The organism is Streptomyces hokutonensis (assembly GCF_000376565.1).
In the GTDB taxonomy this organism is placed as follows: Bacteria; Actinomycetota; Actinomycetes; order Streptomycetales; family Streptomycetaceae; genus Streptomyces; species Streptomyces hokutonensis.
In genome coordinates this window covers 87,857-104,922 of the sequence record NZ_BARG01000075.1, presented here as the reverse complement: position 1 = coordinate 104,922, position 17,066 = coordinate 87,857, and the positions used below count along the sequence as shown (strand labels likewise).

Sequence of the window (17,066 nt, the reverse complement as noted above, 5' to 3'; positions counted from 1 at the left end):
GTCGCAGGGCAGTCGTATGCCCAGGGGGAGGGCTTTTCCGTGAACGACTTCTGGTCCGGTGTCGGGGTCGACCTGCATCTGGAACCCGACCCGGAGGGCGGCCGGCGCGCCGGTCTCGAACGCGCGCTCCGGGACGCCGTACGCGACGGACGGCTGTCTCCTGGGACGCGCCTCCCGGCGACCCGTCGCCTCGCGACCGAACTCGGCGTCTCCAGGGGCACCGCGAAGGCGGCCTACGACCAGCTCGTCGCCGAGGGCTATCTGACCGCCCGCCAGGGCTCCGGCACCCAGGTCGCGCTGCTGCCCTCCGTCGACGCGGAGACACCGGGGGCGGCGGCACGCGCGCGTGTACCCCGTTTCGACCTGCGGCCCGGCAGCCCGGACGTCGGCGCGTTCCCGGCGGCGGCCTGGCTCCGCGCGCTGCGCCGCGCCATCGCCACGGCACCCTCACTGGCGTACGACTACGGCGATCCGCGCGGCCGGGTCGAACTGCGCACCGCGCTCTCGGGCTACCTGGGGCGGGCGCGCGGGGTGATCGCGCCCCCGGAGCGGATCGTCATCACCTCCGGGTACGTCCAGGGGCTCGCGCTCCTCACGCGCGTGCTCGACGGTTCCCGGGTGGCCATGGAGGATCCCGGGCTGCCCTTCCACAGGGAGGTGGTCCGGCACAACGGCGGCACCGTTGTCCCCGTAGGGGTCGACGAACGGGGCGCCCGCGCCGAGGAGTTGGGGGACGCGGCGGCCGTGGTGGTCACCCCGGCCCACCAGTACCCGACCGGAGTGACCCTGCACCCGGAGCGCAGACGGGCGCTGACCGACTGGGCACGCGCGCGTGGGGGACTGATCGTCGAGGACGACTACGACGGGGAGTTCCGCTACGACCGGCAGCCCGTGGGCGCGCTCCAGGGGATGGCACCGGGCCAGGTCGCGTACCTGGGCACCGCCTCCAAGACACTCGGGCCCGCCCTGCGGCTGGGCTGGATGGTGCTGCCGCCGCACCTGGTCGACCCGGTCGCCGACGCCAAGCTCCACAGCGACCACCACACCGAGACCATCGGCCAGCTGGCCCTCGCCGAACTGATCGACAGCCACGCCTACGACCGGCACGTGCGCGCGTGCCGACTCCGGTACCGGCGCCGCCGCGACCAGCTCCTCGACCGGCTGGGGGCGCGCGGCGGCGTGCGCGGGATCGCGGCCGGGCTGCACGCGCTGGTGGAGGTCGCCGACGAGGAGGCCGTGCTGGCGCGGGCCGAGAAGGAGGGGCTCGCGGTGGGGCGGCTCGGGGAGCACTGGCACACGGCGGGCGGGGAACGCCCGCAGGGGCTGGTGGTGGGGTACGGGACACCTCGGGAGCGGGTGTATCCGGAGGCGCTGGAGGTGCTGGGGCGGGTGCTGGACGGGTCCTGAATTGGACCAACAAATGGAATGACTATTGGGTCTCAACGGAGACCCAATGAGCTTCTAACGTCGTAGCCATGACGAACTCGCTCGTCCCGCCCGCGGGCCCGCAACGCACCCTCGCGCTGGCCCAGTTGACCAACTCCGTCGGTGACGGCGCCTACTACGTGACCTCGGCGCTGTACTTCACCCACGTCGTCGGGCTCGCCCCCGCGCGCGTGGGCCTGGGGCTCACCCTCGCGTGGGCCGTCGGTTCGCTGGTGGGCGTGCCGCTGGGGCGGCTGGCCGACCGGCGGGGGCCGCGCGGTACGGCGGTGCTGCTGGCGCTGGCGACCGGGCTCGCGGTGGCGTCCTTCCTCGTCGTCCGGGGATTCGTGCCGTTCGTGCTCGCCGCGTGCGCCTACGCCTCCGCGCAGTCGGGGCTCGCGGCGGCCCGGCAGGCGCTGCTGGCGGGGCTGGTGTCCGCCGGGGAGCGGACCGGGCTGCTGGCGCACCTCCAGTCGACGCTGAACGCCGGTCTCGCGGTGGGCGCGGGCCTCGGCGGGCTCGCGCTGCGGGCGGGGACGCGGTCGGCGTACCTCGGGGTGTTCGCGCTGGACGCGGTGAGCTTCGCGGTCTGTGCGGGGCTGCTGCTGCGGCTGCCGTCGGTTCGGGTCGCCCACGTGAAGAAGGCGGGCGGCCTCGGTGTCCTGCGCGACCGCCCGTACGTCGTCGTCACGCTGCTCAACACCGTGCTGCTGCTGCGGATGCCGCTGCTCAGCCTCGGGCTGCCGCTGTGGATCGCCGAGCGGACCGACGCGCCGACCTGGCTGGTGTCCGCGCTGTTCGTGCTCAACACCGGTGCGGTGATGGTCTTCCAGGTGCGGACGGCACGCGGGGTCACGGGGCTCGCGTCGGCCACGCGCGTGGTGCGCCGTTCGGGCTGGGTGATGCTGGCGGCCTGCGCGGCTTTCGCGCTGTCGGCGGGCGCGTCGCCGTGGGTGGCGGCGGGGGCGCTGGTGGTCGGGGCGGTGCTCCAGGTGGCTGCCGAGATGGGGCAGTCGGCGGGTTCCTGGCAACTGTCCTTCGCGCTGGCGCCCGTCGACCGGGTGGGCGAGTACCAGGGGTTCTTCGGCACCGGCGTGACCGTGGCCAGGACGATGGGCCCCCTGGTACTGACGTCCCTCCTCCTGGAGTGGGGGACGCCGGGCTGGCTGCTGCTGGGCGGGGCGACGGTGGCGGCTTCGTACGCGATGGGACCGGCGGCGCGGTGGGCCGCCGGTGCGGGTGACGTGACGGTCAGGCGGCCGGTGCTGGTGAAGTGACCGTCAGGCACCAGGTATGGGTGAGTTGACCGGCACCGGCTCCATCAGGCGGCCCCTGCCAGTGAGCCGACCGGTAAGGAGTCCAGGAACAGCGCTCCCGCCAGGAGCCCCGCGCTTCCGCGAGGGCTCCACGCGCGCGCGTGGAGGTCGGCGTCGAAGGCGGCCAGAGCCTGCGCGCCGGCCTCCGTCGCCGTGCCGCCCGCCTCCAGAACACCGCGGGCGCCCGCCTGGACCTGGCGCAGACCCAACGGGCCCGCCGTGTGCAGGAGTTCGGTGTCCTGGAGGGTGGACATCACCGTGAGGAGGGCGTCCAGGCGGGCCTGGGTCTCCGTGGCACCCGCCGTGCGGGCCGCGGCGAGGGCGTCCAGCGCCTTGCGCACGTGCGGGAATCCGGCCCTTGCCTCGCCCCGGGCGCCGGCCGCGCCGTACTTGACGGAGATCGACGACCCCCGGGAGGGGCGCCTGGGGGCGCCCTTGTCGTTGAACGCGGCGATCTTCCGGGTGCTCACGGCGATCTCGCCGGCCTTGGCGCCGGGGTCCAGGGCGGCCGCGGCGACCAGGAAGCCGAGGGCCCACAGGGCGCCCTTGTGGCCGCCTCCGGCCAGGCCGACCGAGTGCTCGGTGCACCGGCCGATCGCGCCCAGCTCCGCCCGCAGCGCCGGCGTGGCTTCGCCGGCACGGCGGGCGGCGGCGGCCATCGCCGCGAGACCGGGCGTCAGCGCCTTGGCCGACCAGCGCAGACTGTCGTGCTCGCGGCGCGTGCTGCGGGCGTCCAGGTCACGCGGGTCGGGCAGGCCCGGCTTCGGGGCCAGGGCCAGCTGACCGGTGAGCGCGGCCACGGCGGCCCGCGCCAGCGCGTCGTCCTCGCGACTTGTCATGTCCCTTACCTTATGAGGAGGCCGAGGCGGAAGGGGAGGCGCTGTCGCTGGGCGGCGTACCCGTGGGGGCGTCGCTGGGAGCGCCGCTCGGGGGCGTGCCGCCTCCGCCGCTGCCCGCGCCCGTGCTCTCCGCGTCCGGGTCGACGCCGAGCGTCAGGGAGCCCTTGTAGCCCTTGGACGGGTCCTTCTTGTGGACGGCCTTGAGGGTGAGGAGGCCGCTGGCGGCGCCTCCGCCGTCGTAGACCATGTCGTTCGCGAGGACGGTGTACGAGCCCGTGTGCTTGGAGTAGGGGTCGAGGGTGAAGATCTCCTCGGCGATGTCGTCGGCGAAGAACAGCTGGCCGGTGTAGTTGACCTTGCCGCCCTCGTAGGTGCCGTCCTCCTTCTCGCCGCCGGTGTGCACCTTGACGTGGATGTGGCAGGTGCGGGGCGTGTACCAGCCCGGGAAGATCGTCTCGAACTTGACGACCCCGTTGGCGTTGGCGATCTGGTAACCACGCAGGTAGGTGAGGTCGTTGGCGCTGTCGCCCTCCTCGCTCTCGGCGGGGGCCGAGCCGCCGGGGTTGGCGGTGGTGTAGCCGGAGTAGTAGCCCCAGGCGTCGCAGTGCCAGATCTCCACGGCCGCGCCCTTGACCGGGGTGCAGCCGTCGGTGGCGTCGACGACGGTCAGGCGCAGGGTGAGGGGGACGCCCGCCTTGCCCTCGGTGATGTCCTTGCGCACCAGGGCACCGTCGAGGTAGTACGGGCCCTCGGTGACGCTCGTCATCAGCGTCATGCACTCGCCGCCGGTCGAGGTCGCCGTGGCCGTCGCGTCCGCGTCGGCCGTCGTGTCGGTCGTGTCGGCGAACGCCGACTGGAACCCGGCCACCGCCAGCCCGCCGGCCGCGACCGTCCCGCCGGTCACCGCGAGGGCGCGGCGTCGGCTGATGGTTTTGTCCTTGTGGTTTCCCGTCATGATCGGGAAGCTACGAACGGCACCCGTCAGGGGCGTGGGTCCCGGCTGTGCGCACGGTAAGAATCCTTAGAAAACTGACATCGGGTCGTCGTCGTGCAGGATCCGCTGGAACAGCCGGTGGTCCTGCCAGGCCCCGCCGATGTGCGCGTAGCGCGGAGCCATGCCGATCGGCTCGAACCCGCTCTTCTCCAGGACGCGTTGGGAGGCCAGGTTGTCGAGCCGCGTGGTCGCCTCCAGCCGGTGCAGTCCGATCGTCTCCCGCGCGAGCCGGCACACCCGTTCGACACCCGAGGTGGCCAGGCCGCGCCCCTGCAGGTCGGCGGTGATCCAGTAGCCGAGCGAGGCGCTGCGGAAGGAACCGAGCACGATCCCGGCCAGGGTGAAGGCCCCGGCGACCCGCTCGCCGGACACGAGGAGCAGCGGCACGAGCCGGCCCTCCCGGTGCTCCCGCAGCATCGCCTGCAGACGCCCGCGCTGCCCTTCGGCGGTGAAGAAGGCGTCCGGGCGGTACGGCTCCCAGGGGCTCCGGTTCTCGGTGAAGGCGGCGGCGAGGGCCGGGCCGTCGGCCGGCTCGGCGAGCCGCAGCGTCAGACCGTCGGCCAGTTGTTCGGGTCGGATGTCCATGCGCGGATTCTGCCGTGGCGCCGCGCCCGGGGGACGCGCTTCGGACGCTGCCTCACACCGCCATCAGCGGCGCGTCCTTCCGCCACTTGAGGATCTTGTCGAAGCTCACCACCGCGCCGCCCACACCCGGCTTGTTGCCGATGTGGACGTGGTCGGCGAGTTCCTGGATGAGACACAGCCCCCGGCCGTTCTCCGCCTCGCTCGGGGCGGGGCGGACGGCCTGGGCGCGCGCGAAGCCGGGGCCCGAGTCCGCGACCTCGATACGGCACTTCTCGCCGTCCAGGTACGCGGTCACGCGGTACGCCTCCGAGGACGCGCCGGGCTCGGTGTCGCCGCCGTGCTCGACGGCGTTGGCGCACGCCTCGCTGAGGGCGACCGAGAGGTCGTAGGAGATGTCCGGGTCGACGCCCGCGGTCTCCATCGTGCCGAGGAGAAGCCGGCGGGCGAGCGGAACGCTCGCGGCCTCGCGCCTCAGATGGAGTGACCACCAGATGCTCATGCTCCAGCCTCCTGGCCGCGGCTCGACATACCGATACCTATTGCCGCCAGTGCCCCTGTGTAAGCACGGAGTTGACGTGATGCCGCCCATATGGGGGATGTGTCCGAAACGTAATTGGTGTATCCGGAGGTAGCTCACGTCGGAGAGTGACCTTTGTGATCTATGACACATTATCGTCCCGGTGTGGCGGACCTGCCGTATGACGTCCGCAGGGCCGGTGCGATGATGAGCCCGCCATGACTGCCCCCCACCCACGTACGGCGCGCTCCGGAGGTGAACTCCGGGTCCTGCGGGCCGCGGTGTTCGCCGCGGTCTGTGTCGTGCTGGCCGCGGCCGGTCATGCCATCGCCTCCTGCGCCACCGTTCCGCTGTGGACACTCGGCGCGGGCTTCCTCGCCACGTTCCTGGTCGTCGCGCCGCTCGCCGGGCGCGAGCGCTCGCTGCCGGGGATCGCGGCACTGCTCGCGGTCGGACAGACCGTCCTGCACACGCTGTTCGGGCTCGGCCAGAGCGCCGGTACGTCGACCACGGGCAGCCTGTCCGCGTCCGACGCCACGCTCGTCGCCCGCGCCGCGCATCTGCTGTGCGGGACCACCGCGGCGGCGATCAGCCCGGCGCAGGCCCACCAACTCCTCGCCGACGCGCGGCTGCTGCCGGCCTCGGGCTCGATGAGCGGGATGAGCTCCATGGGGTCGATGCACCACCCGGCGGACGCCATGTCCACCTCGGCCGCCTCCTCCATGTCGCTGTTCCCGTCCGTGTCCATGCTGCTCGGCCACCTCCTCGCGGCACTCGCCGCGGGCTGGCTGCTGCGGCACGGGGACCTGGCGCTGCGGCGCCTGATGGAACTGTCGGCGCACGGAGTCGCGGAAGGGGCGCTCGTACGGTCCCTGCGCGGGGCGCTCGCCCTGGTGCGCGCCCTGCGGGCCGGGCTGCCGGGGGCGCCCGGGACGGGCCCGCGGCTGCGGCGTACGGCCCTGTTCGCGCCGCCCGCGCCGCACACCACCGCACTCCAGCACTCGGTGATCCGGCGCGGCCCGCCTTCGGCCGTCGCCCACGTTCTCGCCGCCTGACGCGACGCGACCACCATCACCGCACTCCTTTCGTGCGTGGAGAGGCCGCCGTCGTGCGGCACACGCGCGTGCCACGCGCCCCCTCTTCACCACCGGAACTCACTCGAACTCGAAGTGGAGTGCTCCCTTCCATGAAGGCTTCTCGTATCGCCGCCGCCGCTGCCGTCGCCGGCTCGGCCGTTGTCGTCCTGTCCTCCCCCGCCTTCGCGCACGTCTCCGTGCAGCCGGAGGGCGCGGCCGTCAAGGGCGGCTACGCGGTCGTCGACTTCAAGGTCCCGAACGAGCGCGACGACGCCTCGACCACGAAGCTCGAAGTCACCTTCCCGACCGACCACCCGCTGGCCTCCGTGATGCCGGAGCCGATCAGCGGCTGGACCGTCAAGGTCACCAAGTCGAAGCTGGCCAAGCCCGCCGAGATGCACGGCGAGACGATCACCGAGGCCGTCACCAAGGTCACCTGGACCGCGACCGGCAAGGGCGTCGAGCCCGGCTACTTCCAGAAGTTCCCGGTCTCCGTCGGCATGCTGCCCACGGATACCGACCAGCTCGTCTTCAAGGCCCTCCAGACGTACTCCGACAAGGAGGTCGTGCGCTGGATCGAGGTGCAGAAGGACGGCGCGGAGGAGCCCGAGAACCCGGCTCCGACGCTTGAGCTGACCTCCGCCTCCGCCTCCGGCGCGACTGCCGAGGACGCCTCCGAGAAGACCGAGAACACCGCCGCAGCCACCACGACCGCCGCCGACACCTCCGACACCACCGCCCGCGTCCTCGCCGTCGTCGGCATCGCCGTCGGCGCGGCCGGTGTGGCGTACGGCGTTCTCGCCGGCCGACGGCGTACGACCGTCTGAGGCCCGTCCGCTCATGGCGCGCACAGGGGTCCGTGCGACTCTTGCGTACGACCCCGGTGCGCGCCGGAGCTCTCACAACTGGGACATTTTTCCTATGCGCAAGAAGACGTTCGCGGCGGCAGCGCTGCTCGCCGCCGCCACCCTGACGCTCTCCGCCTGCGGCAGCGGCGACGACGGCAACAGCCCCGTCGCCGTGGTCTCCGAGGACACCGCGACCCAGGCCGCCACCGTGCTCGACACCCCGTTCGAGAAGCCGGACCTGGTCCTCACGGACACACACGGCAAGAAGTACGACTTCCGGGCGGAGACCAAGAACCGGCCGACGCTGATCTACTTCGGCTACACCCACTGCCCCGACATCTGCCCGCTGACGATGAACAACATCGCCGTCGCCAAGAAGTCGCTGCCCAAGGCCGAGCAGGACAAGCTGCTCGTCGTGTTCGTCACCACCGACCCCGCCCGCGACACCGCGTCGGAGCTCGGCAAGTGGCTCAAGGGCATCGACACCCAGTTCGTCGGCCTGACCGGCGACTTCGCCACCATCCAGGCCGGCGCCCGCACCCTGGGCATCTCCATCGAGCCGACCTCCAAGGACAAGAACGGCAAGCTCGTCTCCGTCCACGGCACGCAGGTCGTCGCGTTCTCCCCGAAGACCAACGGTGGCTACCTCCTCTACGGCCAGGACACCACCGTCGACGACTACACCAAGGACCTCCCCAAGATCATCAAGGGGGAGACTCCGTGAGGCGGTTCGCCGGGCCCGTCGCGGTGCTGACCGGCGCGCTGGTCCTCACCGGCTGCGGCGGCTCGGACGACGCGAAGGCCCAGCTCTCCGTCGGCTCCGCCTACATGCCCCAGCCGGTCTCGGACATGGCGGCGGGCTTCCTGGACATCGCCAACAAGGGCGGCGAGAAGGACGAGTTGACCTCCGTCACGAGCGACGTCGGCCCGGTCTCCGTGCACGAGACGGTCGGCCAGGCGATGGAGGAGGTCAAGTCCCTCGATGTGCCCGCACACGGTCAACTCGTGTTCAAGAGCGGGGGCAACCACCTGATGTTCGACAAGCTGAAGCACACGCTGAAGCAGGGCGACAACGTGACCGTGAAGCTGCACTTTGCCAAGTCCGGCCCTCTCACGGTTGAGATGCCCGTGAAGTCGGCGACGTACAACCCCACGACCGGGCACTGAGGGAGGGACCCCCACCTTGAAGACGACCATCACCCCCCGAGTCCGCACGCTGGTGCTGCTGTTCCTGGCCGTCGTCGGCATGCTGTTCGCGGGTGCCGGGACGGCCTCCGCGCACGCCGCCCTGACCGGCAGCGACCCCTCTTCGGGGGTGGTGGTCAACAAGGCCCCGACACAGGTCTCGCTCACCTTCTCCGAGAAGGTCGCGACGAACAACGACTCGCTGCGCGTGCTCGACCCGAAGGGCAAACGCGTCGACGTCGGCAAACCGTCCAACATCAGCGGTACGACGTACGCCACGCAGATCCGCAGCGGACTGCCCGCCGGCACCTACACGGTGGCCTGGCAGGTCGTGTCCGCGGACAGCCACCCCGTGGGCGGCGCCTTCACCTTCTCCATCGGCTCCCCCTCGAAGACCGTCGTCTCCGCGTCGGCCGAACAGGACGTCGGCGGCGGGCTCGTCGGCGGGCTGTACGGCTTCGGGCGCTACATGTCGTACGCCGGCTTCATCGTCATGGTCGGCGGCGCCGCCTTCGTCCTGGCCTGCTGGCAGCGGGGCGCCGGAGTGCGCGCCCTCCAGCGGCTGGTGGTGTCCGGGTGGGTCTCGCTGACCGCGGCCACGCTCTGGCTGCTGCTTCTGCGCGGCTCGTACACGACCTCCGGGAAGTTCGGCGACATCTTCGACCTGAACCTCCTCGGCCAGGTCCTCCAGACCAAGACGGGCGCCTCGCTCGTCTCCCGGCTGCTGCTGCTCGCCGCCGCCGCGCTGTTCATCGCCGTGCTCTTCGGGGCCTACGACAAGCGGGAGGACGAGGAGAAGCGCGACCTGACCTTCGGGCTGGCCATCGGCGGCGGTGTGGTGGCCGCCGGGCTCGCGGCGAGCTGGGCACTGTCCGAGCACGCCTCGACCGGGCTGCAGCCGGGCATCGCGATGCCGGTCGACGTCGTCCACCTGCTGGCCGTCGCGGCCTGGCTCGGCGGCCTCACCGCCCTCCTCGTCTCGCTGTACCGGGCGCCCGCCGACAACCCCGTCGGGCGGACCGCCGTACAGCGTTTCTCGCGCCTCGCGTTCGGCAGTGTCGTCGCGCTCGTCGCGACCGGCGTCTACCAGTCCTGGCGCCAGCTCGGCTCCTGGTCGGCGTTCACCGACACCGGCTACGGGCAGTTGCTGCTCGTCAAGATCGGGCTTGTGGCACTGCTGGTGGGGATCGCGTCGATCTCCCGGCGGTGGACGGGGCGGCTCGCGGACAGCGACACCGACACGGCTACGGCTGAGACGGTCGCTGAGGAAACAGCGGCGGCCGAGGTGAGCGAACCGGAGAAGGAGCACGTCACTGCGTCCGCCAAGGCCGGCGGTTCGTCCGGCTCGTCCGGTGACTCCAAGCGCGCCGCCCAACTCGCGCGCCAGCAGGCCGCCGTGGACAACACCCGGCAGAAGCGGCTGCGGGACGCCGACCCGAACCTCTTCGGGCTGCGCCGCTCGGTCCTCGCCGAGGCAGCCGTAGCGGTCGTCGTCCTCGCCGTCACCACGGCCCTGACGACCACCGAACCGGGCCGCACCGAGGAGGACGCCAAGGCGGCCAAAGCCTCCTCCTCGTCCTCTTCCTCGTCGTCCTCCGGCGCGCTGACCCTGGACATGTCCTTCGACACCGGGGGCACGGACGGCAAGGGCGTCATCCGGGTCGACATCGACCCCGCGCGCGTGGGCGGCAACGAGATGCACGTCTATGTGCAGCGCCCCAACGGCCGGGCCTTCGACGTCCCCGAGGTGAAGGTCGCCTTCACGCTCGCGGCGAAGAAGATCGGTCCGCTGCCCGTGACGCCCGACCGCATCACCACCGGGCACTGGGCGGCGAACGGAATCCAGATCCCCATGGCGGGCGACTGGAAGATCTCGGTGACCGTGCGGACCTCCGACATCGACCAGACGACCGTCGACAAGAACGCGCAGATCGGCTGAACCACGTCATGCCTGACCAGTCCATTCCCGAGGCCCGCACCGCAAAGGCACCTCCTGGGGAGGCCGTTTCCGAAAACGCCTCCCCGGGGGAGGGTGTTTCCCGCCGACGGCTCCTCGGTACGGCCGGTGCCACCGGGCTCGTACTCGGCGCGGCGGGCGCGGCCGTGGGGTACGCCTCCGCACCCGCCGGGGCCACACCGCTGACCTCGCTTGGCGCGGACAGGGCAATGTTTCACGGGAAACATCAGCCCGGCATCACCGAGGGCCTCCAGGCGCGCGGCCATCTGGTCGCCTTCGATCTGGCGGCAGGCGCGGGCCGCAAGGAGGCGGCGGCTCTGCTGCGCCGCTGGTCGACGACCGCCCAGCGGCTGATGGCGGGTGAGCCGGCGGCGCAGGACGACACGGATGTCGCCCGGGACGCGGGGCCCTCGTCGCTGACGATCACCTTCGGCTTCGGCAACAGCTTCTTCTCCCGTACGGGCCTGGAGAAGCAGCGCCCCGCCTCCCTCGACCCGCTCCCCGACTTCTCCTCCGACCAGCTCGACAAGTCGCGCAGCAACGGCGACCTCTGGGTGCAGATCGGCGCCGACGACGCCCTGGTCGCCTTCCACGCCCTGCGCACGATCCAGAAGGACGCGGGCAGCGCCGCCAAGGTCCGCTGGCAGATGAACGGCTTCAACCGGACACCGGGTGCTACGGCCCACAAGATGACGGCCCGCAATCTGATGGGCCAGCTCGACGGCACCCGCAATCCCAAGCCGACCGAGTCCGACTTCGACAAGCGGATCTTCGTGCCGGCGTCCGGTTCGGCCGACCCGGCCTGGATGGCGAACGGCTCCTACGCCGTCGTACGCCGGATCCGCATGCTCCTCGACGACTGGGAGAAGCTCTCGACCGGCGCCCAGGAGAACGTCGTCGGGCGCCGCAAGTCCAATGGGGCGCCGCTTTCCGGGGGCGGTGAGACGACCGCGATGGACCTGGAGAAGACCGACGCGAAGGGCGCCCTGGTCGTCCCCATCAACGCGCACGCCCGGATCGCCCGCCCCGACCAGAACGGCGGGGCTGCGATGCTCCGGCGCCCGTTCTCGTACCACGACGGCATCGCCGCCGACGGCACCCCGGACGCCGGGCTCCTCTTCGTCTGCTGGCAGGCCGACCCGCTGCGCGGCTTCGTCACCGTCCAGCGCAAGCTCGACCGCGGCGACGCCCTGTCGACGTACATCCGGCACGAGGCGAGCGGCCTGTTCGCGGTGCCGGGCGGGGCGGCGGAGGGCGAGTACGTGGGGCAGCGGCTGCTGGAGGCGTGAGGCCGTTGCCGCGGCTGGAGGGGGAGCCCGTCGCCCTGACGGGTGGCCGGACCAGGAACAGTACGTCCGGTTTCGCAAGGCCCATTAGGGTGAGGTCATGCCAGCCAGCTACGCGTATCTCGGCCCTGAGGGCACCTTCACCGAAGTCGCCCTGCGGACGCTTCCCGAGGCGGCCACCCGGGAGCTGATCCCGTATGTGTCGGTGCAGTCCGCGCTCGACGCGGTGCGCACCGGTGACGCCGAGGCCGCGTTCGTGCCGATCGAGAACTCCGTCGAGGGCGGTATCACCACCACCCTGGACGAGCTGGTCGCGGGCGCACCGCTGATGATCTACCGCGAGGTGCTGCTGTCAATCACCTTCGCGCTGCTGGTCAGGCCCGGCACGAAGATCTCCGACATCAAGACGGTCTCCGCGCACCCCGCCGCCCAGCCGCAGGTCCGCAACTGGATGAAGGCGAACCTCCCGGACGCCCTGTGGGAGTCGGCCGCCTCGAACGCGGACGCGGCCCGCCTGGTCCAGGAGGGCCGCTACGACGCCGCGTTCGCCGGTGAGTTCGCCGCCGCCCGGTACGGCCTGGAGGCCCTGGAGACGGAGATCCACGACGCGGAGAACGCGCAGACCCGGTTCGTGCTGGTGGGCAGGCCCGCCCGCCCCGCGGCACCGACCGGCGCGGACAAGACGTCCGTCGTGATCTGGCAGCGCGACGACCACCCCGGCGGTCTGCGCGACCTGCTGGGCGAGTTCGCCACCCGGGGCATCAACCTCATGCTGCTCCAGTCCCGCCCGACCGGCGCCGGCATCGGCAACTACTGCTTCTGCGTCGACGCCGAGGGGCACATCTCCGACCGCCGGGTCGCCGAGGCCCTGATGGGGCTCAAGCGGATCTGTCTGCAGGTGCGCTTCCTCGGTTCGTACCCGCGCGCGGACGTCGGCGTCGACGGCGTACGGCCGCTGTTCCCGGGGACCTCGGACGAGGAGTTCCTGTCGGCGGCGGACTGGGTCGCGCACTGCCAGGACGGCCGTTTCTGACCGCCTGTGCACCGGTGGTGTACCGACAGTGCCCCGGTAGTACCTGCGTATCTTCGTTATCCACAGAAGTTATCCACAGGCCCACTTCTCGACCTGGGGACAAGTCGACAGTGGGGCATCAGTCTGTCGACAAATCGCCCTGCAGGCCCCCGTCGCGGGCACCGGCGCGTAGGTCACTCTTCGTCCACCCGTTTCCTTCGGGCAATCCTATGGGGCGACGCAATTCCACCCGAAAGTGGGTGTGAGGGACGTTTGGGTCGGGAATTCCTTGATCCCGAGACCCCTTTAGGAATGATCACTTCCGGCATCCACAGATCTTCCACACAGCCTGTGGATAACTCTTCCGGGATGTGGATTCCTGTGGACAACCGCGGCCTCAAGTCCCGTCTCCCACAAGGGATTCGAGTCAACAGGCCGCCTCGCGCCTGCCCCGTTCCGGGGAGTGGGACGCTCTTTTATTGACTCGCGTCCACCGATATTGACACTCTGCGCAATTACCCCATAACTGGATGTAAGCCGCAGTTCGGAATACCAAGTCGTGAGCCGGAACCCCGCACCGGTAGCCTGGTCCGCGTGATTGACCTTCGCCTGCTCCGTGAGGACCCCGACCGTGTGCGCGCGTCCCAGCGCGCCCGTGGAGAGGACGTCGCGCTCGTCGACGCTCTCCTGTCCGCCGACGAGCGACGCAGGTCGTCCGGCGTCCGCTTCGACGAGCTGCGTTCCGAGCAGAAGAGCATCGGCAAGCTCATCTCCAAGGCCTCCGGCGACGAGAAGGCCGAGCTGCTCAAGAAGACGGGCCGGCTCGCCGCCGACGTCAAGGCGGCCGACGCCGAGCAGCACGAGGCGGACGAGGAGACCAAGCGCCTCGCGCTCCAGCTCGGCAACCTCGTGCACCCGGACGTGCCGGTGGGCGGCGAGGAGGACTTCGTCGTCCTGGAGACGCACGGCACGATCCGCGACTTCGCCGCCGAGGGTTTCGAGCCCAAGGACCACCTGGAGCTCGGCGAGGCGCTGGGCGCCATCGACGTCGAGCGCGGCGCCAAGGTCTCCGGCTCGCGCTTCTACTACCTCACCGGCGTCGGCGCTCTCCTGGAGCTGGCGCTCGTCAACGCGGCGATCGCGCAGGCCACGGAGGCCGGCTTCGTCCCGATGCTGACCCCGGCGCTGGTCCGCCCGCGCGCCATGGAGGGCACCGGCTTCCTCGGCCAGGCCGCGGAGAACGTGTACCACCTGGAGAAGGACGACTACTACCTGGTCGGCACCTCCGAGGTCCCCCTCGCCGCGTACCACATGGACGAGATCCTCGAGGCCGACAAGCTGCCGCTGCGCTACGCGGGCTTCTCCCCGTGCTTCCGCCGCGAGGCCGGCACCTACGGCAAGGACACGCGGGGCATCTTCCGCGTGCACCAGTTCGACAAGGTCGAGATGTTCTCGTACGTCCTCCCCGAGGACGCGGAGAACGAGCACCGGCGGCTCCTGGACTGGGAGAAGCAGTGGCTGGACGGCCTCGAACTGCCCTACCAGGTCATCGACGTGGCCTCGGGCGACCTGGGCGCCTCCGCCTCCCGCAAGTTCGACTGCGAGGCGTGGATCCCGACCCAGGGCAAGTACCGCGAGCTGACCTCGGCCTCCAACTGCGACAGCTTCCAGGCCCGCCGGCTGTCCGTACGGCTGCGCGACGGCAAGAAGGTCCAGCCGCTGGCCACGCTCAACGGCACGCTGTGCGCCGTACCGCGCACGATCGTGGCGATCCTGGAGAACCACCAGCTCGCCGACGGTTCGGTGCGTGTGCCCGAGGTGCTGCGCCCGTATCTCGGCGGCCGTGAGGTCCTGACGCCGGTCGCCAAGTGAGCACCGGCTTCCCGTACAAGCTGATCGCGACCGACCTCGACGGAACGCTCCTGCGCTCCGACGAGTCGGTCTCGCCGCGCACCCGTGCCGCCCTCGCGGCGGCCACGGAGGCCGGTGCCGCGCACATCGTGGTGACCGGCCGCTCGGCCCCCTGGACCCGGCACATCCTCGACGACCTCGGCTACGAGGGCCTCGCGGTCTGCGCCCAGGGCGCCCAGGTCTACGACGCCGGGGAGCACCGCCTGCTGACTTCGGTCACCCTGGACCGGCAGCTGGCCGCCGTGGCGCTCGCCAAGATCGAGGCGGAGGTCGGCCCGCTGTTCCTGGCGGCGAGCCAGGGCGGCCTGGACGGCGAGGTGCTGGTCGGGCCCGGGTACCGGGTCTTGGGGGCACTGCCCGCGACCCCGTTCACGGACGTGTCCGAGCTGTGGGCCGCTCCCCTGAACAAGATCTACATCCAGCACCCGACCCTCACCGACGACCAGCTCGCCGAGGCGGCCCGTGAGGCCGCGGGCGGCTTCGTCTCGGTCGCGATGGCGGGCGAGGGCATCGTCGAACTGCTGCCCCTGGGCCTGTCCAAGGCCACGGGCCTCTCCATCGCGGCCCGCCGCCTGGGCCTGAAGTCCGCCGACACCATCGCCTTCGGCGACATGCCCAACGACATCGCGATGTTCGCGTGGGCGGCCCACGGCGTGGCGATGGCCAACGCCCACGAGGAACTCAAGGCGGTGGCGGACGAGGTGACGTCCTCGAACGAGGACGACGGCATCGCGGTCGTGCTGGAGCGGTTGCTCGCGTAGGTGTGGGCAACCGCCCCAGCCCGTCGTGCCCCCTGCGATGGGGGCGAAAGGGAGGGCGGCCCACGCGATAATGAGTCGCGTGCTCGAAGCGGCCGCCCCGGGCAGCTCCCCGTGGTGGGCGACTCGACGGAGGGGTAACTACTCCGGAGACCGCCGCGGGCTGCCCTGAAGGGAGTTGGACGTCCTGTCGTGCATCGACATCGTCCAGCTCCTCTCCCAGTAGGTGGCGCCGGCTGCTCCGGCGTCGACAGAACAACTGTGCCTGTACGCCGAGTTGGACGCCACCGAATAAAAGGGCAGCCGCGTGGCTGCTAGCCCCGGCGCCACCTGCGCCGACGCGCCTTGCTGAAGAACCAGCCCGCGGGCGGCTCGTCCGAGCGCCAGGGCTGCGGCTCGGGCGACTCGTTGCGCCAGCGGGCCGCGAGCATCCGGGCGCGCGCGGACGGCTCGGCCGTCTCGGCGGACCGTATGAAGTCGTCGTCCAGGACCAACTTGTCCCAGCCGTCCCCTGATTCGGCCTGTCCGCCGCCGTACGGTGCCTGTCCCGCCATCCCCGTTCCTCCTAGCCGTGCGTCCCCGTTTGCCCAGTGTGCCCGGACAGAGATGAAGCCCCCGTCAAGATCAGGACCTGTCATTCCTCGCCGGCGAGGGTCAGCGAGCGCAACTTCTGTCCGGCGTACCAAGTCGCCCCCAGGGTGACCGCGACCAGGAAGATCGTCGCCGTGGTCAGTCCGACGTCCGAGGTCACCAGCTCGCCGCCGGACACCTTGTGGGCGACGGCCAGGGACCACTGCTGGACGCTGAGCGTGCGGGCGCCGGCGACCAGGGAGCCGAACAGGGCCTCCCAGACGAGGGCGTAGACGAGCCCGAAGACCACCGCGTGCCGCGACACCGTGCCGAGCAGCAGGAAGAGTGCCGCGTAGGCGATGGAGGCGACCAGGGCGGCCACCGTGTAGGCGACGGCGATCTGCTGTCCGTTGCCGTTCAGGATGAACCCGGAGATCAGCATGGGCACGGCCGAGAACACCATGGTGACGCCGACCGCCACGATCAGCTTGGTGAAGATGATCGTGGGCCGCTTCAGCGGCTTGGACAGCAGGTACACCACGGAGCCGTCGTCGATCTCCGGTCCGATCGCGCCCGTGCCCGCGATGACGCCGATGATCGGCACCATCGTGGCGAGGCCGAGGCCGCCCAGGACGTCGACGGCGGTCTGGTCGTCGGCGCCGGCGAGGGCGCGCACCACCACGGAGATCACGATCAGCAGCAGGGGCAGGGCGCCCAGGATGAGGGCCCGGCGCTTGCCGAGCAGGGCCCGGTAGGTGAGTCGGGCGACTGTGGGGTCGTACATCTC

The 17,066-nt window shown here is 71.2% G+C and carries 17 protein-coding genes; 11 read left to right on the top strand and 6 right to left on the bottom strand.

Going from position 1 to position 17,066, the window contains the following annotated elements:
- The first annotated feature begins 39 nt into the window (after positions 1-39).
- Positions 40-1,407 (top strand): MocR-like pyridoxine biosynthesis transcription factor PdxR, encoded by a 1,368-nt coding sequence (gene pdxR, locus SSP08S_RS40890; RefSeq protein ID WP_019073442.1) that lies wholly within the window; start codon positions 40-42, stop codon positions 1,405-1,407.
- Positions 1,408-1,475: 68 nt separating this feature from the next.
- Positions 1,476-2,702 carry an MFS transporter gene (locus SSP08S_RS40885; protein ID WP_019073441.1) on the top strand — a complete coding sequence of 409 codons (1,227 nt, stop codon included), beginning with the start codon at positions 1,476-1,478 and terminating at the stop codon, positions 2,700-2,702.
- Between the two features lie 44 nt (positions 2,703-2,746).
- Here SSP08S_RS40885 and SSP08S_RS40880 read toward each other — a convergent pair whose 3' ends face one another.
- From SSP08S_RS40880 to SSP08S_RS40865, 4 genes are all read right to left on the bottom strand, one after another.
- The gene (locus SSP08S_RS40880; protein WP_019073440.1) at positions 2,747-3,580 is read right to left on the bottom strand and encodes a triphosphoribosyl-dephospho-CoA synthase; all 834 of its coding nucleotides are present in this window, start codon (positions 3,578-3,580) and stop codon (positions 2,747-2,749) included.
- Positions 3,581-3,590: 10 nt separating this feature from the next.
- Positions 3,591-4,535, bottom strand: a complete 945-nt coding sequence (locus SSP08S_RS40875) for an intradiol ring-cleavage dioxygenase (protein ID WP_078532686.1) — start codon at positions 4,533-4,535, stop codon at positions 3,591-3,593.
- A 66-nt stretch (positions 4,536-4,601) separates the two neighbouring features.
- On the bottom strand, positions 4,602-5,159 hold the full coding sequence (locus tag SSP08S_RS40870) for a GNAT family N-acetyltransferase (protein WP_019073438.1): 558 nt from the start codon (positions 5,157-5,159) through the stop codon (positions 4,602-4,604).
- A gap of 52 nt (positions 5,160-5,211) precedes the next feature.
- A complete protein-coding gene (locus SSP08S_RS40865; protein WP_019073437.1) occupies positions 5,212-5,658 on the bottom strand; it encodes an ATP-binding protein in 447 nt (148 codons plus the stop codon).
- 236 nt (positions 5,659-5,894) lie between these two features.
- On the opposite strand from SSP08S_RS40865, the gene SSP08S_RS40860 reads away from it, so the two are divergent.
- The 9 genes from SSP08S_RS40860 (at position 5,895) to SSP08S_RS40820 (ending at position 15,712) form a co-directional block, all read left to right on the top strand.
- Positions 5,895-6,731, top strand: coding sequence for a hypothetical protein (locus SSP08S_RS40860; RefSeq protein WP_019073436.1), 837 nt, complete (start codon positions 5,895-5,897; stop codon positions 6,729-6,731).
- Positions 6,732-6,862: 131 nt separating this feature from the next.
- A complete protein-coding gene (locus SSP08S_RS40855; RefSeq protein ID WP_019073435.1) occupies positions 6,863-7,579 on the top strand; it encodes a YcnI family copper-binding membrane protein in 717 nt (238 codons plus the stop codon).
- A 94-nt stretch (positions 7,580-7,673) separates the two neighbouring features.
- On the top strand, positions 7,674-8,324 hold the full coding sequence (locus SSP08S_RS40850; RefSeq protein ID WP_019073434.1) for an SCO family protein: 651 nt from the start codon (positions 7,674-7,676) through the stop codon (positions 8,322-8,324).
- Positions 8,321-8,767 (top strand): copper chaperone PCu(A)C, encoded by a 447-nt coding sequence (locus tag SSP08S_RS40845; RefSeq protein WP_019073433.1) that lies wholly within the window; start codon positions 8,321-8,323, stop codon positions 8,765-8,767. Before SSP08S_RS40850 ends, SSP08S_RS40845 begins: the two co-directional genes overlap by 4 nt.
- Positions 8,768-8,783: 16 nt before the next feature.
- A complete protein-coding gene (locus SSP08S_RS40840) occupies positions 8,784-10,724 on the top strand; it encodes a copper resistance CopC/CopD family protein (protein WP_019073432.1) in 1,941 nt (646 codons plus the stop codon).
- Positions 10,725-10,732: 8 nt separating this feature from the next.
- The gene (gene efeB / locus SSP08S_RS40835; RefSeq protein ID WP_026179267.1) at positions 10,733-12,031 is read left to right on the top strand and encodes an iron uptake transporter deferrochelatase/peroxidase subunit; all 1,299 of its coding nucleotides are present in this window, start codon (positions 10,733-10,735) and stop codon (positions 12,029-12,031) included.
- A gap of 97 nt (positions 12,032-12,128) precedes the next feature.
- On the top strand, positions 12,129-13,061 hold the full coding sequence (pheA, locus tag SSP08S_RS40830) for a prephenate dehydratase (RefSeq protein ID WP_019073430.1): 933 nt from the start codon (positions 12,129-12,131) through the stop codon (positions 13,059-13,061).
- Between the two features lie 573 nt (positions 13,062-13,634).
- Complete coding sequence (serS, locus tag SSP08S_RS40825; RefSeq protein WP_019073429.1) at positions 13,635-14,912, top strand: serine--tRNA ligase; 1,278 nt, start codon at positions 13,635-13,637, stop codon at positions 14,910-14,912.
- Complete coding sequence (locus SSP08S_RS40820) at positions 14,909-15,712, top strand: HAD family hydrolase (RefSeq protein ID WP_019073428.1); 804 nt, start codon at positions 14,909-14,911, stop codon at positions 15,710-15,712. Before serS ends, SSP08S_RS40820 begins: the two co-directional genes overlap by 4 nt.
- Before the next feature lie 311 nt (positions 15,713-16,023).
- Here the strand turns inward: SSP08S_RS40820 and SSP08S_RS40815 are convergent, their stop codons facing one another.
- On the bottom strand, positions 16,024-16,263 hold the full coding sequence (locus SSP08S_RS40815; protein WP_019073427.1) for an SGM_3592 family protein: 240 nt from the start codon (positions 16,261-16,263) through the stop codon (positions 16,024-16,026).
- An 80-nt stretch (positions 16,264-16,343) separates the two neighbouring features.
- Positions 16,344-17,063, bottom strand: a complete 720-nt coding sequence (locus SSP08S_RS40810) for an ABC transporter permease subunit (RefSeq protein WP_019073426.1) — start codon at positions 17,061-17,063, stop codon at positions 16,344-16,346.
- Positions 17,064-17,066 lie beyond the last annotated feature (3 nt).

What these genes read in the sequence shown, in the direction of transcription:
- SSP08S_RS40885 (WP_019073441.1), top strand. Translation starts at nt 1,476, where the DNA reads ATGACGAACTCGCTCGTCCCGCCCGCGGGCCCGCAACGCACCCTCGCG.
- SSP08S_RS40880 (WP_019073440.1), bottom strand. Translation starts at nt 3,580, where the DNA reads ATGACAAGTCGCGAGGACGACGCGCTGGCGCGGGCCGCCGTGGCCGCG.
- SSP08S_RS40875 (WP_078532686.1), bottom strand. Translation starts at nt 4,535, where the DNA reads ATGACGGGAAACCACAAGGACAAAACCATCAGCCGACGCCGCGCCCTC.
- SSP08S_RS40870 (WP_019073438.1), bottom strand. Translation starts at nt 5,159, where the DNA reads ATGGACATCCGACCCGAACAACTGGCCGACGGTCTGACGCTGCGGCTC.
- SSP08S_RS40865 (WP_019073437.1), bottom strand. Translation starts at nt 5,658, where the DNA reads ATGAGCATCTGGTGGTCACTCCATCTGAGGCGCGAGGCCGCGAGCGTT.
- SSP08S_RS40860 (WP_019073436.1), top strand. Translation starts at nt 5,895, where the DNA reads ATGACTGCCCCCCACCCACGTACGGCGCGCTCCGGAGGTGAACTCCGG.
- SSP08S_RS40855 (WP_019073435.1), top strand. Translation starts at nt 6,863, where the DNA reads ATGAAGGCTTCTCGTATCGCCGCCGCCGCTGCCGTCGCCGGCTCGGCC.
- SSP08S_RS40850 (WP_019073434.1), top strand. Translation starts at nt 7,674, where the DNA reads ATGCGCAAGAAGACGTTCGCGGCGGCAGCGCTGCTCGCCGCCGCCACC.
- efeB (WP_026179267.1), top strand. Translation starts at nt 10,733, where the DNA reads ATGCCTGACCAGTCCATTCCCGAGGCCCGCACCGCAAAGGCACCTCCT.
- pheA (WP_019073430.1), top strand. Translation starts at nt 12,129, where the DNA reads ATGCCAGCCAGCTACGCGTATCTCGGCCCTGAGGGCACCTTCACCGAA.
- SSP08S_RS40815 (WP_019073427.1), bottom strand. Translation starts at nt 16,263, where the DNA reads ATGGCGGGACAGGCACCGTACGGCGGCGGACAGGCCGAATCAGGGGAC.
- SSP08S_RS40810 (WP_019073426.1), bottom strand. Translation starts at nt 17,063, where the DNA reads ATGTACGACCCCACAGTCGCCCGACTCACCTACCGGGCCCTGCTCGGC.